Source organism: Butyrivibrio sp. XB500-5 (assembly GCF_003625505.1).
Taxonomy (GTDB): Bacteria; Bacillota; Clostridia; order Lachnospirales; family Lachnospiraceae; genus Butyrivibrio.
Map to the genome: position 1 here is coordinate 37,045 of NZ_RAIS01000005.1, position 14,970 is coordinate 52,014.

The window sequence follows — 14,970 nt, forward strand, 5'->3', positions numbered from 1 at the left end:
GAAATTGCTTCGCAAAATCGCCCCTCACTCCTGTTTCATTTTCTCACGCCCGGCGCAGCGGAGTGCGCAGGGCTGTATCGCATTACCTGTACCAAGTGTTCATGTCTACGTTTCCTGAAATTCCGGATACTTTACCCTTGGATGTGTACTGCCACATATCGTATCTTGTGGCGTTGTATGTCGGAGTTGCCGCATACTGTGCAAGCCAGATTTTGTAGCCTGTAAGCTGACTTGTATTAATCTTACTTGTAAACCAAGTCTTGTTGGCATATACACCTGCCTTGTAGCCTGCGTTCTGAATTGTTCCGCAGAACGCCTTGATGTTGGCTGTACGCTGAGCCGTGCTGATTCCGTCGCCTCGTCCGTTAGAGCCCTCAACATCAAGATATACGGGATATGACAATCCGTATCCCTTGCAAAGGTTGATAACCATTGATGCTTCCTCAACCGCCTCAACTTCGTTGACAGCCTGAGTGAAGAAGTATACTCCAACCTTGATTCCTGCTGCCTGCGCACCCTTCATGTTGGCCCTGAAAGTAGGATCCTCAATAAGCGCACCCGCAGATGAACCTCTGTATCCACATCTTATTATAGCAAAATCGATTCCTTCGTTCTTAACTTTCTTCCAATCGATCGAACCGTTCCACTTACTTACGTCGATTCCTCTCGATCCCGAACCGCTTGAAAGAACACCGTCAGCGCCGAACGTATACTTCGCGCCCTGAATTACCTGCTCTCCCGTAACGTACTCATGATCCTTCTTGAAGAAGTATGTCTTTCCGTCAATCGTCTGCCATCCGGTGTATTTGTACTCTTTTGCCTTAGCTTTTCTGTAGAACTTTCTGTTAGGATCAGCCTGGTAGTCTGCGTATGTTGCTTCTACATACTTTCCGTCGGAATTCTTAATGTAAAGAATATTTCCTTCTTTATCCTTAAGAGGTTCATTGTCAGCTACGGTAATCTCTATTGTTGCCGTGTCATATCCGTCTGAAGAAATAGTTATCTTAGCTTTACCTGTTCCCTTAGCTATCAGAGTCTTACCATCTATATCCACAATCTTGGTATTATCGGATTTGATGTTTACTTTGAGGTCCTTGTTAAGTCCTGCATCAGTAAGATTATATTTCTGATCTTTCTTGAGGGTTATCTTATCGGTATTTATAAGTTTGCCCTTACCAACTACTGATATGGCTATCGTCTCAGTATTATATCCGGATGCTTTTACAAGAATCTCAACTTTACCATCCTTCGCTTTCAGACCTTTTATATTCTTTCCACTTAGTTCAACAAACTCTGAATCCTTAGAGTTCTTAAGTTCCAATGAATAATCTTTAGGATCTGAAACATTAATATTCATTGTCTGACCAACAGTAAGTTTATCTTTATAGCTTAATGCCATATTCTTTAATTTGGCATCTTCAATACTGATGGCAATAGTTTCTGTATCGTATCCATCTGCTTTAACTAAAATCTCAACGCTAGCCTTCGCTTTAAGTCCCTTTATATTTTTACCACTGATTTCAACATAGCTCTTATCATTGGCATCTTTTAATTCCAGCGAATATGATTTAGGATCAGTGACATTTACTGACATTGTCTGTCCGACAGTCAACTTTTTATTCCAGCTAAGCGCCATTTTCTTGGGTTTATTGGCTTCTTGTTTTTTCTTCTCTTCCTCTAATCGCTTCTGTTCTTCTTGCTTCTTTTTCTCCTCTTCTAAGCGCTTTTGCTCTTCCTGCTTCTGTTTTTCTTCTTCCAGGCGTTTTTGTTCTTCCTGTTTCTGTTTCTCTTCTTCTAAGCGTTTTTGTTCTTCCTGTTTCTGTTTCTCTTCTTCTAAGCGTTTTTGCTCCTCTTGTTGTTCTTTCTCTTTCTGTTCCTGAGCAAGTCTCTCCGCCTCTTTCTGCTTTTCTATCTCTTTTTGCTTCTCAGCTTCTTCAGCTGTCTTCTCTTCGTCTGTTTTCTCATTTTGATTATCGGTAGTGCCGGTTGAAGCACCTGAGTCCGTAGGATTATTTTTGTTTTCCGGAAGTGATGAATCATCTCCAACTGCTGCGAACAGCGCTGTTTTTACAAAAGTTCCGGGGGCAAATAAAGCATCATTCTTGCTATACTTTTTAAGATCAATTTCATCATTATCAATCTTTTCGTATTCACCGTCGCCTTCACCGTCACCGATGGGAGTTTTTGTGCTCTCTACCCACTCAACCGTATCTTTTAAAACAGATTCAACCTGTGTCTGAACAGCAGTATCCTCTTTTGCAGCATTGACTTGAGACTCTTTCTTGATCTCGTTGCTGACATCGACTGCCTTCATCTCCACAGTGTCTTTTACATTAAGAGTTTTGGATGTGGTGTCGAGATCGTACTTGGCGTAGTCGCCTGTGAGCGCAATGGGAGTAACTTTGTACTTGCCGGCCTTGAGCTCTTTTTTATAAATGATTCCGTCTTTGTCATCATCCTCGAAGGTTGTGCTTGAACCGTCGGGAGTTACAACGTCAACCTTGAAAGGTACGCTGGCAACAAGCTTGTTGGTCTTGGAATTTACAAACTTGATCTTCATGTCGCTCTTGATGGTAGTAAGGCTCATGTTGATCTTAACGCCTGCTGCGTCGTCTTCCTCTTCTTCCTCTTCTTCCTCGTCGCCTTCCACCATCTCGGCTGTCATGCTCTTAGCCTTCTCAGCGTCTGCCATAGCAATAAGTCCGCTCTGACCGACCACCTGTGAATCGCCCATGTTTGAACCAATCTCGGCAAAAGAGCCTATCTCTTTATTTCTGCCGACCACTGTGCTAAAGAAAGATACAGCTGCAATGATACCTGCCAAAATAACAACTCCGACAGCCGCAGCAGTTCTTTCAACCGCACTCGTTCCTTTTACAAATGAAAGGAAACGCGCAAAAGCGTTGTCTCTGTCATCTCTGTCTTTTCTATTTTTCTTTCTTGAATCTTTGCGAGACTTCGCAGATTTCTTGGAACTCTTTAAACTCTTGCTCTTAGACGATCTGCCCGCAAATGCAGCGCCCTTATTTCTGCGCGCAGAAGCAGAGGCATAACGGTCATCCTCGTCATACCTGTCATAATCGTAATCATCTTCATATTCATCATCCGCATAGCGGTCATAGTCGTAGTCATCGTCCGCGTAACGATCGTCGTCTTCATATTGCTCGTCATCCTCGTAGTGATCGTCGGCGCGGTAATCCTCATCGTCAGCGTAGCGGTCGTCTTCGTCATCGCGGTAATCTTCATCATCGGCGTAGCGGCCGTCTTCATCATCGCGGTAATCTTCATCATCGGCGTAGCGGCCGTCCTCGTCATCGCGGTAATCTTCATCATCGGCGTAGCGGCCGTCCTCGTCATCGCGGTAATCTTCATCATCGGCGTAGTGATCGTCGGCGTCACGATAGTCAGCGTCGTCATCGTAGCGGTCGTCCTCGGCGCGATAATCTTCGTCATCAACGTAGCGGTCGTCTTCGGCGCGATAATCTTCGTCATCCGCGTAACGGTCATCTTCCTCGTCCGCATAGTGATCGTCTTCGGCATCCTCGTAACGATTATCTTCATCACGATAATCCGCATCGTCATCATAGCGATAATCGCCGTCTTCATCCTCATAACTGTCTTCATCCGCGTAGCGGTCATCTTCGCGGTAATCTACGTCGTCTTCGTAGCGGTCGTCACGGCGTCTGTCATCTTCATAGTAACGATCATCGTCACGATAATCACGCTCGTCATCATAACGAGCGTCGTCTTTATTGTAATTGCGATCTACATCGTCATAGTCATCGCTGTAGTAATCATCATCTTCAGCGTAGTCTCTGTCGTCGTAGTCGTCTCTGTCATAGTCGTCTTCAAAGTCTTCATCTTCGTAATATGAGTCTCTGTAATCCTTGAAGTCGGTTACTTTCTCTCTACGTCTTGCACCGGCTTTTTTACCGGCGAACAGCCCAAATTTCTTCTTTTTCATACTCTCTACCTAACCCTGCCCGCCATATATTGACGAAGCATATTCTCCTCATTTACCCAAGTGCCATTACAAAAAGGCTTGAAACCTATATTTTTGTCGTGATCAGTTTCACTGTATTAGTCCTAGTAATACACTATATATTGTGATTGTATCATCAGTGTACTGAATAGACAAGCCCTTCACAAAAGAATCACAAAACATGTGTTGCACAACGTCCTGAAGGCTTGCTACGGGTTCTGGGCGCAACTTTCTTCTTCCCCCGTAAGTCTCAGGCAATTTTTACGGGTGCATGGCGCAATTATCTTATTCCCCCGTAAGCTCCCAACAATTTTTACGGGTGCTCAGTGCAACTCTCTCCTCCACCCGTAAGCCCCCGGTTATTTTTACGGGTGCTCAGCGCAATTCTTTCATCCACCCGTAAGGCCCCGGCAAGAAGTACCGCCCACAAAGCAAAATCTCTTCACAGGCGGTGCGCCTCAGCAGAAAAGCACCGCTCACACGACGAAATCTCTTCACAGGCGGTACGCCTCAGCAAAAAGGCACCGCCTACACAGCAAAATTTCTTCACAGGCGGTGCGCCTCAGCATAAAAGTACCGCCCACAAAGCGAAATCTCTTCACAGGCGGTACTCCTCAGCACAAAAGCACCGCTCACACGACGAAATCTCTTCACAGGCGGTGCGCCTCAGCACAAAAGCACCGCTCACACGACGAAATCTCTTCACAAGCGGTACGCCTCAGCAGAAAAACACCGCCTACACAGCAAAATCTCTTCACAGGCGGTGTGCCTCAGCATAAAAGCACCTCCCACAAAGCAAAATCTCTTCACAGGCGGTGCGCCTTCGCAAAAAAGTACCGCCGCAAGGGCTCAACCCCTCTCGCAGGCGGTACATACTACCAAAATTCCACATATATTAGATTTGTCGCGTCACTACACAATTCCTCATCGCTCCCGCAACGCACGGAACTCGGCCTGTAGCCGCATGAATAGCGAAAGTGCCGGGCCTGGCTTCCTCGCCCATTCTCAATCCACCCACACTGTGTAATCGTGGTCAAGGACGTAGATCGCATAGCCTTCGACATCATCCTCTTCGATAATCGTGGGCTGCTGCGCAGCCAGGAATTCTGCGAAGTCCTCATCGCCTGAATCGCTGACAATATAGCAGGTCGGGCCTTCGCTTGATCTGTACGGCGGATACCAAGTCTTGTCGGAAAGCCACTTGGCGCCCTGCATCTCTTTCATAGAATTAACAGCACGAACCTTAACCTTGTTATTGCTCATGACCGTTATCGGATTGGCATGATTGAAAGTGGAATAGCCATACTCATAACCATGGTCTTCCATCCAGCGGGCAACCTTGGCGGTAGCCCAATCAGAAGAATTGTCGTTCACGATAAGATCTTTGTTGAAAATATATGCCTTATCCGTTCCGTAGACTATAACAAGCGCAGCCACCGCAAGCACAACATAGCCTGCAATCGCCATAACGCCTTTGCCACTTCGGTTTCCGGCTTTCGATTCCGCAAGCTTGCAATTCCTCTTTTCAAGCAACTCTTTCAAGAAATGCATAAACAGCGCGACTCCGACGCCGACAACAAACAAGATCATGACATAGTAGCGAGGCGCGGCCTCGGCCGTAGTGAATGTCGAAGAAAGCATACACACGATAACTCCGAACGGAAACGCAAGCATGCTCCAAAACGGAGAACTTGCGGGCGCTCCCGCGCCGGCCAAGCTTTCTTTTCCGCCCGTCAAAAGCTCTTTTATCATGAAGAAATATCCGACCGCGGCGAGCACGCAGAACAAAGCAACAAGCACAGGCATATTTTCAAAGCTGATTACATCAAGGAAAAACGGCCACACGTACTCTACAAACTTCTCGCCGGCGTGCCTGATATTGCGGCTTGCACCGAGCGTGTACGAGCCGACGATCTTGGTCGCAAATACCGACAAAAACGCCGTAGACAAGAGCCATCCAAGTATCTTGAAATTGCTCTGCTTTTCTTTTTTTATGAAAGAAACAAATCTTCTTACAATCTCGACTCCGAGAAGCGGCATGTAGCAAAACAGCGCGGCATGCATGCCCTGCAGTCCGTTAAGGAACGACAACAAAAGCGTGAGCCCAAAGACCCACAGCGACACTTTGTCTTTTTTGATTGCCCTGTTATAGAGGATCAGCAAAAGAAACAGCGTAATGAAATGCACAACATAGTACGCCGCGTACAGAAAGATCATTTGCTGGATGTCGTCGCTCGTTCGCATAAGCGAAAACGACAGGATCATCGCAGAAATCACGCCGACATGCGACAATCCGACCTCATTCAGGCATACGTACATAAGCCATGCCATCAGAAGAAACAAGATAACTATCGCAAGTCCCATGGCAAGATTCATGTTTTTTCCGACAATAGGATAAATAAACGAAGCCAGATTCGGCGCCATAATGACATAGTTATGCGTCGAGACAACCCACGTATCGGGCTGTCTGAAGCCATTTTCAAAAATCCTGACTCCAAGAAGCGTCTCAGATGCGATATCCGCGTCCATCCTCGCCGTGTAGTGCCCAAGATCTGCGGTTGCGTAAGTCCACAAGATCAGCACCAACACCGTGTCCAGAAGCAGCAGCGCCACGTGACGAGCCACGCTCTGTATTCTGTTTTTTTTCGCATCTATATTAGTATTTACCATAACTCACCCAAGTACATTAAATACCGCGATTCCGCTGAGTATCAGCACAACGCCCACGAGCTTGCGCGCACTGATCTTTTCCTTAAAAAAGATTCTCGACATGATCATGACGATGATATAACCGACAGGCTCCATGACAACAACGCCCATGTAGCCGAGCGCTTTTTTTTCGTCGTAGCAAAAAATCGAGATCACCATAGACAGCACAAGCAACATGTAACCGCCGATGACAAGCGCGTTCAGATACTCTCTTACAATATTCGGATAATTTTTCTCCGCACTCTTTTTTAACAAAACCTGAGACGTTGAGGCAATCAGCTCTGCAAGCAGCATCAGGAAAAAGAACTTATTTATCATTTTCTTTTTCCTCCTCACTGCTCAGATTCATGACCATAACGCCGATCACGACAAGCACGACTCCCACAACCTTCCAAGGCGTGATACCTTGACTGAAGATCACGAAGTTCCAAAGCATAGACCACATGAGGGTCAGCGCCTTATTCGCATATGCGATCGAAAGCTGGAATTTCTTGATCATCTGCTGCCAGACGATGGCGTAAACGCCCAGAATAAAGAACTCCAGACCAAAAAACAAAATATATTTCCAAGACAAAAAAGCATGCTTGGATGCAAGATTTGCAGCAACTGTCGAGAGCGAGTAAATCACAACCGCGCTCTGGATCTGCAGTATGTCTACAATTCCGATCTTCTTTTTCATAACACTTCCTCCCGGCTAAAAGAGCCGGCTCTTTTTCCAAAATAATTCTTATACAAGTAAGATTACTCAGCTTCGTCAGCTGTGTCCGCAGGATAGATTGCTTCAACAAAATGCTGAGCCATGTGCTCATTGCAGGCCGCATTTACATGAACGTTGTCAAGAAGCCACTCAGAGCTGTTGTCCTCGTGGATCGTTCCATAATAATTGTCGATAAAAGAAACACCGGTGTCGCCGGACACATCGATCATAAACTGAAGGTATGTCGTGAGCTTACCGTTACCGAAATCAACTCTGTCGCCGCTTACAAGCGCTCCCGTCGAATCATACGCATAGCACATCGGGAATGACATGCACACGATCCTGATGTAAGGGTACTTCTCCTGGATCATCTTAATTCCCTCATAAAGCGCACCACTGTAAGTGATAACGTCGCTCTTGTCATCGGGGTTAAGACCGATCCTGCCGTTCAGATAATCCTGCGCGTTGTAGAAAACAACAAGCGTATCAACCTTGTCAAAATCAAGCGCCGCAAGTGCCTCCGCGCTCTTATCGTACGTCGAATCCTCAAACTTCTCGGCAGAAGAGAGAAGATTGGAATAATCTCCGTCCGCTATCGCCTTGGCAACATTGTAAAAGCTGAAAGCATCAAGCGGATATTCTTCGCTGTATTCTTTGTTTTTATTTGCGATCGTCGTTCCCGGGAAGCCTGCATTTATGCATGTTGCACCAAGTTTCTGCTGAACCTGTCCCACTACTCCAGACTCTTTCATATCGTAAGTGATCGCATCGTTACCAAGGAAAAGAATCGTCTCCTCGTCGTCAAATGTATGTCCGGCTTTCTTCTCATCGGGCAAAAGAAAAATCTGATCGAGGATCTCTACCTCATAGCTCTCGCCTGTGTTTCCCTCGATGATCGCCGTTCCCTGATTCCACTTCCAAAGCGCAATTGCTGAACCTGCAAGCACAGCTACGATAACACCTATTGCAATAAGGTGCGCCCAGATCGGAATCTTTCTTGTAGGACGCTCCGCGGGCTCAACGTAGTCTTCCTCGTCGTTGTAGTCCTCGTCGTTGTAGTCCTCGTCGTCATAATCATCCTCGGCGTAGCCCTCATCGTCGTAGTCTGCGTCATAGCCTGCGTCGTAATTCTCGTCGTCAACGACATCTCTGCTCTTTCTTACTTCAACGTCGTAATTCTCGTTTATCTCGTTCTCTTCGATCTCAGGATTGATATTCCCCTTATTCATTTCGTTCTCTCCCATGATCAGTCCTCCTTCCTAGTATTAACGATGGATTTAAGGCCATAGGCCTTGGCAATGTCTTTATTAAAATTGCTTGTCGGATCTTCCGTCAGGTAAAAACAATAGAAATTCCTGATCTCTTCCGGATGCGTCGGCACGTCAAGTTCAACGTCCTCGCCTTCCATATCCGCAAAGCTGTCGATCATCGCTTTTGTTTTATCGTAGTTTTCTTGGAACTCTCCCAAGTAGAGCTGCTTGTCCATCTTTAAAAAGATGTACTCTCTTATGTTATACGGTGTTGTGACAAATAGTGCAAGTAATACTGCGGCCAATGCGATAAGTACAGGCTTCTGAGCTTTCTCTTTTAACAAGTCAGACAAAAGAGCTCCGACCGCAAGCGCAAGGTTTCCAAGCGCGATGTCCATGACCACGATCAGGATGTAGAAGCATCTGTTCGGCATCCAGCCCACGCCGTAGCCCATAAGCACAGGGAAAACGGTCACGAACGGCGTAAACAAAAGCATCGCGGAAAGAATAGCGTAGGCGCGGGTGAAGCGCTTGCTCTCCTCCGGCGCCTGGGCGTCGTCATGCGGCTGCTCGTCTTTAGCTGCTGCTGTGGTTCTGCTTCGCCCGAAGATCACGAAACCCGTGATGATCAGTGCAAGAAATACGCAGCCGTAGTTCTTGTTTAAAAAGAGCCATTTAAGCGCGTAGATGAAATAGCCCCATGTATTGATGATTCCGTCGACAAGCGTGAATGACTCGCCGCTTTCAAGATCCAAGCGAATGAAATTGCCCGGCGCCGCCGCATTTATTAGCGCTCCGCCAAAGCACGCAAGAAATACCCATATATTCTTCTTATCAAGTTTCTTGTCTTTTACCGCGTAGAACACAACTATACTCAGCACAAGCCAGCACACGGTTCCCGTGATCGCAAGCGATGCTCCGACCGCGCAGAAACCAAGGATCGCGGATAAGACGCAGAAGGGCTTTGTGCTGTTTTCGCGGCCGTTTGCAAGAAGCAGGAGCGTCACCGCAAACATCCCAAGTGACATCGGGAAGCCGTAAACGCACGCGCCAACGAACCAGTAGAATATCTCCTGAAAGGCGTCAAAGCCTGTAATTACGAAGGTTGCAGCCGCAAGGATGAACACCCTTGCGGTGGCCGACTTTACTTTTAACTTGCCAAGAGCAACATATACAAATGATAAAATCGATGCAAAAGCCATCACAGCATTGATGAACATGACCACTCTCAGCTTCGGGAAACCGCCGTGAATAAGCGGGTTAAACAGCGAGCCGATGAACGACGTGAAGTATGTTCCCTGGTGATGGACATATATCTCATATGAAAATTGCACCGCAACGATAAACCTGTGCCACAGCCCCTTTGCGCCTATGCCGGTCCTTGCATACCAGTAATCATCCGATATCGGCACCGTGTACAGCGAAGTCACCAGCACCGTGCCAATCATGACAATCAGCGCCAGTACTGATAATATCAGCAATGCCCTTGATGCAATTTTCTTTGCCTTTTCTAAATTCATATGTTTCATACCTATTATTACTGCTAGATTTTGCAAATCGTATTTCCGGCAGATGTTTTTCCGGGGTTTATCTGCCTATATTTGCAATTCTTCGAAAGTAGCAGTTGTTTTTCACTGTGATTATCTGCCTATATCCGCAAATCTTCAATAGTAGCAGTCTCTCACTTCAGAAATCAACTGCCTATATCTGCAAATCCTCAAAAGTAGCAGTTATTTTCCACTGTGGTTTTCTGCCTATATCCACAAATCTCCAAAAGTAGCAGTCTCCTGCCACAAATCGAGCAGCCTCAGCCGTTCCGGCAGCCATGCCACCGCATCAGCCACAGCACCCGCAACCGCGGTCGCCTCGCCAACCGATTTCACCCGGAGCCATCCCGGAGCCGCAGCCTCAGCCGCACCGCGGCGCTCACCACTCCTTCGAGAAGAGCGCCTCGAAATCAAAGTCGCGCACCATCTCGTCCATCTTCGACAGCTCTTTTGCCATCTCATCTTCTGAGTGGATCTCGTGCTCGCCGCTCTTAAAGCATTCTACCATAAATCTGTTGATCTCGGGCTTGTAATGCGAGTAATCCGCGTAGTTGTTGAGGTCCAGCACCTCGTCAATATTCTGAAAATAAAACAGGCGCACATTGTCATATTCCAAAAGCCGCTTCGCAACGTACCTGTACTGGTTCATCGTCGCGTCGTACGTGTTCTCGCACAGCACATTGTTCCAATAAAGAATGCTGTAGGGCGGGAAAAAGAAATAGAACTCCGTGTCGGGATTGGCCTCAACAAACGGCAAGATATTTGCCTCAAGATTGCGCTCCGTTGCCGGGATAAAAGAGTCCTCGGATGCATTCTCAGCCACGGTTTCCGGCTTTTCGTAGTTGTGCATGACCCACTGAATATTGTAATAATCGGGCGTCCACCAGCTAAAGTAGATCTCGGAAAGGTCGGAGCCCTTGCCCTGGATCACGGGCTTCAAAATATATTCAAACAAAACATCCTTGTTGAGCACGTACTCAACATCGTTCAGGTAATTGTCGTCGTAAAGATACTCGGGGAGCGGATACTTGATCTCGTCCACGTCCGCCGTCATAGTCGGAATGTCCGCTGCAATGAACACCGCCTTCATGTCGCGGTTCCTGCGCGCATAAGTATTCCTATCAAAAACAATTGATAAAATATTGTTGTCGTCTTTGGGATAAGCCCCGCTGTAGCTAAGCTTGACCGTATCCCTTCCAAGCAGCTCCTTGAAATCATCCGTGTCAAAATTCACCGTCATCGAAGACCCTATAATGCATGAGTCGTAGAGCATGTTCTTTGCCATGCCCGGATTTTGGCTCAGCTGATTGTCGACAATGTAAGGGAAGCCCTGAATCGGCGCATGATAGTGGAAAAACGGATCCACGTAAACAACAAGCGCAGCCACTGCCACCGTCGCCGCCAGCAAAATCGCTATTAAACTGATGAAAAGATTCCTATACTTCTTCATCCATAACCTCTGTAAAAAGATTCCATGTATCGCCTAAGCACGCTCGGCTGCCGCACCGTCACAACATTCGCAACGCGCCGGCACGCTCAGAAATTCATATACAAATAAGTCGCCACGCCGCCGAAGCTCAGCACGCACCAGAACAGCAGGAACGCCGTAAGGAGCGTCGTGCGAATTCCGATCTTGCATTTCCTCGTATATTCAATAGCATTTGGGCAAAAGAAAATGATAATGACCGCAAACGCCGTGAACAGCCACAAACAAATGTCCCAAGAAAAGCTTAGCTTCATAAGCGGTGTCACTTTGATGAAATACCAGATCTCATCAAGATTAAAGCCGTCCGCAAAAGTGCTGTAGAAAGGTCTGATTCCGCCGAAGATCATACGGCCGAAAATGCTGATCGCATCCTTCACGCTCTCCGCCCTGAAGAACACCCACGCAGCCGTCACATACAGGAAGTTCGCAAGAACCGCAGCCGCATGGCCTATGCGAGTCTTCGGCACCTTATTCACCGCGCGTGTGATCACACTCATCACGCCGTGCATGAGGCCCCAGACGACGAACGTCCAGCCGGTTCCGTGCCAAATTCCGCTCACAAGGAACACGATCAGAATGTTGACGTACGTGCGAACCGCGCCCTTTCTGTTACCGCCGAGCGGAATATAAATGTACTTGGTAAAAAAGTCCGTGAGCGTGATGTGCCATCTTTTCCAGAAATCCATGATGTTCACTGACTTATAAGGCGAATTGAAATTCACGACAAGTCCAAAGCCCATCAGCATGCAGACCGCCGTCGCAACGTCGCAGTAGCCGCTGAAATCAAAGTAAAGCTGGAATGAATAAAAGAATGCAGAAAGAATAGCTTCCAATCGCCCAAGCACCGCAATATTAGAAAAGCTGTAGTTTACCGCCTTTCCGAAAGTATCCGCAAGAATCACTTTCTTAAACAGACCCATGGACAAAAGAAGCATCGCACGCATCACGTTTTCCCAATCAACCTTAGCTTCGAAGGATTTCTTTTGCTCTGCTACGAAGTCCTTGTAAGACATGAGCGGACCCTGAAGAATCTTAGGGAAAAAGAGGATGTACGAAAGATTCGTAAGAAAGTCGCGGCCATAGAAACCGCCACACGCTGCGTCGTCAGCCGCGTTACATCCGAGCACTGCCTCGCCCCTGTACACATCGACTATGAATGAAATCTGATTGAAAGTGTAAAAGCTTATCGCGATAGGCAGAATCAGCCCCGAAAATTTGAATACCAAAAGAAGAAGGACGTCCGCAACGATTCCGATCGCCAGGATAATCTTGGCCGGGCCGGAATTGCCGCAATCTCTTTTAACCGTGAGTCCACGCACGATCGCGGCGTTCCAAAGAATACTCGCGGCAAGAATCGCAAGATTCCTAAGCCCGAACAGGCCGTAGAAAACCAGCGATCCCGCGATAATCCATATATTAAGAGCAAGCTCTTTTGAATTAGAATCAGAAAGAGCCCGCCTGAGCAAACAAAAACCAAGTATGAAAATTGGCAAAAAAAGCATCACAAATCCATACGAATTAAACAACATGTTATTTTAACCATTCACTTCTCTTGCTGATAAGAAGCGCCTTGAAAATATCGATATCATCAACCGTTGTGAGTTTGATGTTCTTTTCCGAGCCTTGAGAGAAAAAGACCTTGCGGCCGAGCTCAATCATGAGCGTGCAGGAAGCAACTGAGCTTGTGATGCCCTTTTCGAGCGCTTCTCTGTGAAGGTCGCAGATCTCGCCAAGTTTAAAGCCTTGCGGAGTCTGGGTTCTCTTGAGGTTATCCCTGGGATAAGTCTCCTCGCTGTCTTCGCCGTTTGACGTTGTGAGCATGGCTTCCGCGCAGGGAATCGATGTGATCGCATTTCCGAACTGCTTGGTCTTCAAAAGACAATCCGAAATGATCTCAGCAGAGACCATAGGGCGGATCGCATCGTGAATAAGCACGATATCATCTTTGTCGAAATGTTTTTCCAGCTCATAAACACCGTTTCTGATAGAGCCCTGGCCGTTTTCGCCGCCGGGCACAACAATGTCGAGCTTGTCTATATTGAACTGTCTCGCGTAGGCTCTAAGCATCTGCTCCCAGCCATCAACGCAAACAACCGCAATCGAATCGATCTCGGGATGGTTTTGGAACGCCTCGAGCGTGTACACGATAACGGGCTTTTCGTTAACCGTAAGAAATTGTTTTGGGATGTCCTGGTGCATTCTTTCGCCGGTGCCACCCGCAATAATAAGTGCTACTGTTTTCATAAATTACTCCTTGTCGCCGCTGCTGCGAAGCGCAGCACGCGCCGTATTACTCCTTTATCACGTTCACATGCATCGGAACGCGTTTGTCTTCCGGAGGAAGACTCATGTAGTCGCCGTAAGTCTTCTTAAGCCACCTGTCGTGGTGCTTGGGAATCGGGAATTCCCTGCCGCGAATCTTCGCGGTGTCGGGCCCGTAGATCAAGTGCTCCGCGTCGAAGTCGAGGCCCCAATATCTGGGATCCGGCTGCTCATTACTGATGAAAAGAGTCGTCTCATCCGCGCCGGGCGCGCTGCTCATCCCTGATGAAACCGCCTCGCCCTGAGCCTCGCCCGCCTGCCGGCTGCCCTGCGCTGCGCTTGCCGCACGCTGCGCGACGCCTCCCAGCCTCTGCAGCTTCATGTACTTGCGCGCAATCACTTTAAACGGCACGAGCTTACCAATCGTTGTGAGGACGAAGGAAACAACCTTCATCGCGCCACTGAATTTGCTGTAATCAACGTACGGTCTGTGGCCCATCGCAAGCGCGTATAACAGCTTCATCCTGACAAGCTGCCACTTGTGATTGTCTGCCTCTTTATCAAACACGAAAAGATCCAGTGTCGGGTGCGAATATCTGTGATCATAGAAATCCTCCGCACCGAACGTCGTCTCCTCGTAGGTAAGTTCGCTGTCAGCTATCTTTGTAATAAAGTCAAAGAACTGCGGATACTGCTCAAATCTAAGGAGCTTAAAGCGAGGATCCGCCTCTTTTTCATAAACTTCCAAAAACTTCTCATAGTCTTCTCGGAGGAAGAGAATGTCCACATCGTCATCCCACGGGATAAAGTCCTCGTGCCTCACGGCGCCAAGCATTGTGCCGCCGTGAAGGTAATACTGAATATTATATTTCTTACAAATTCTGTCAACCTCGCAGAGCATCGCAAAGTCCGATTCATGCACTCTGTCGAGGTACTGCTGTACTTCTGGTTTCATATATTTTACTTCCATATAGTTTTTAAATGATGTTCTGCTCTCGCTAAGGATGTCACACTTCATTTCACTCAGTGTGACACGT

General features: G+C 47.4%; 10 protein-coding genes. All 10 read right to left on the reverse strand.

The window, feature by feature from the left end:
• Positions 1-82: 82 nt before the first annotated feature.
• The 10 genes from D6856_RS09765 to D6856_RS09810 all read right to left on the reverse strand — a co-directional run bounded on the left by D6856_RS09765 (position 83) and on the right by D6856_RS09810 (position 14,888).
• Entirely contained in the window at positions 83-3,964 is a 3,882-nt protein-coding gene (locus tag D6856_RS09765; protein WP_120686716.1) for a glycoside hydrolase family 25 protein, read from the reverse strand.
• Between the two features lie 1,023 nt (positions 3,965-4,987).
• The gene (locus D6856_RS09770; protein ID WP_120686717.1) at positions 4,988-6,652 is read right to left on the reverse strand and encodes a hypothetical protein; all 1,665 of its coding nucleotides are present in this window, start codon (positions 6,650-6,652) and stop codon (positions 4,988-4,990) included.
• Between the two features lie 3 nt (positions 6,653-6,655).
• Positions 6,656-7,009, reverse strand: coding sequence for a multidrug ABC transporter (locus D6856_RS09775; protein WP_120686718.1), 354 nt, complete (start codon positions 7,007-7,009; stop codon positions 6,656-6,658).
• Positions 6,999-7,370 (reverse strand): transporter, encoded by a 372-nt coding sequence (locus D6856_RS09780; protein ID WP_120686719.1) that lies wholly within the window; start codon positions 7,368-7,370, stop codon positions 6,999-7,001. Before D6856_RS09780 ends, D6856_RS09775 begins: the two co-directional genes overlap by 11 nt.
• A 62-nt stretch (positions 7,371-7,432) precedes the next feature.
• Positions 7,433-8,632, reverse strand: a complete 1,200-nt coding sequence (locus D6856_RS09785; protein ID WP_120686720.1) for a hypothetical protein — start codon at positions 8,630-8,632, stop codon at positions 7,433-7,435.
• Positions 8,633-8,634: 2 nt separating this feature from the next.
• Positions 8,635-10,158, reverse strand: coding sequence for a DUF6056 family protein (locus tag D6856_RS09790; RefSeq protein ID WP_147367824.1), 1,524 nt, complete (start codon positions 10,156-10,158; stop codon positions 8,635-8,637).
• A gap of 406 nt (positions 10,159-10,564) precedes the next feature.
• Positions 10,565-11,635: a hypothetical protein gene (locus tag D6856_RS09795; protein WP_120686722.1), complete on the reverse strand. Its 1,071-nt coding sequence runs from the start codon at positions 11,633-11,635 to the stop codon at positions 10,565-10,567.
• An 86-nt stretch (positions 11,636-11,721) separates the two neighbouring features.
• Positions 11,722-13,164 (reverse strand): MBOAT family O-acyltransferase, encoded by a 1,443-nt coding sequence (locus tag D6856_RS09800; RefSeq protein WP_207667276.1) that lies wholly within the window; start codon positions 13,162-13,164, stop codon positions 11,722-11,724.
• Positions 13,165-13,201: 37 nt separating this feature from the next.
• A complete protein-coding gene (locus D6856_RS09805; RefSeq protein WP_092247845.1) occupies positions 13,202-13,915 on the reverse strand; it encodes an IspD/TarI family cytidylyltransferase in 714 nt (237 codons plus the stop codon).
• Between the two features lie 46 nt (positions 13,916-13,961).
• Positions 13,962-14,888 (reverse strand): LicD family protein, encoded by a 927-nt coding sequence (locus D6856_RS09810; protein WP_158588897.1) that lies wholly within the window; start codon positions 14,886-14,888, stop codon positions 13,962-13,964.
• Positions 14,889-14,970: the final 82 nt, after the last annotated feature.

Coding starts and splice junctions, on each gene's coding strand:
- D6856_RS09785 (WP_120686720.1), bottom strand. CDS start 8,632: ATGGGAGAGAACGAAATGAATAAGGGGAATATCAATCCTGAGATCGAA.
- D6856_RS09770 (WP_120686717.1), bottom strand. CDS start 6,652: ATGGTAAATACTAATATAGATGCGAAAAAAAACAGAATACAGAGCGTG.
- D6856_RS09765 (WP_120686716.1), bottom strand. CDS start 3,964: ATGAAAAAGAAGAAATTTGGGCTGTTCGCCGGTAAAAAAGCCGGTGCA.
- D6856_RS09775 (WP_120686718.1), bottom strand. CDS start 7,009: ATGATAAATAAGTTCTTTTTCCTGATGCTGCTTGCAGAGCTGATTGCC.
- D6856_RS09795 (WP_120686722.1), bottom strand. CDS start 11,635: ATGAAGAAGTATAGGAATCTTTTCATCAGTTTAATAGCGATTTTGCTG.
- D6856_RS09810 (WP_158588897.1), bottom strand. CDS start 14,888: ATGAAACCAGAAGTACAGCAGTACCTCGACAGAGTGCATGAATCGGAC.
- D6856_RS09805 (WP_092247845.1), bottom strand. CDS start 13,915: ATGAAAACAGTAGCACTTATTATTGCGGGTGGCACCGGCGAAAGAATG.
- D6856_RS09790 (WP_147367824.1), bottom strand. CDS start 10,158: ATGAATTTAGAAAAGGCAAAGAAAATTGCATCAAGGGCATTGCTGATA.
- D6856_RS09780 (WP_120686719.1), bottom strand. CDS start 7,370: ATGAAAAAGAAGATCGGAATTGTAGACATACTGCAGATCCAGAGCGCG.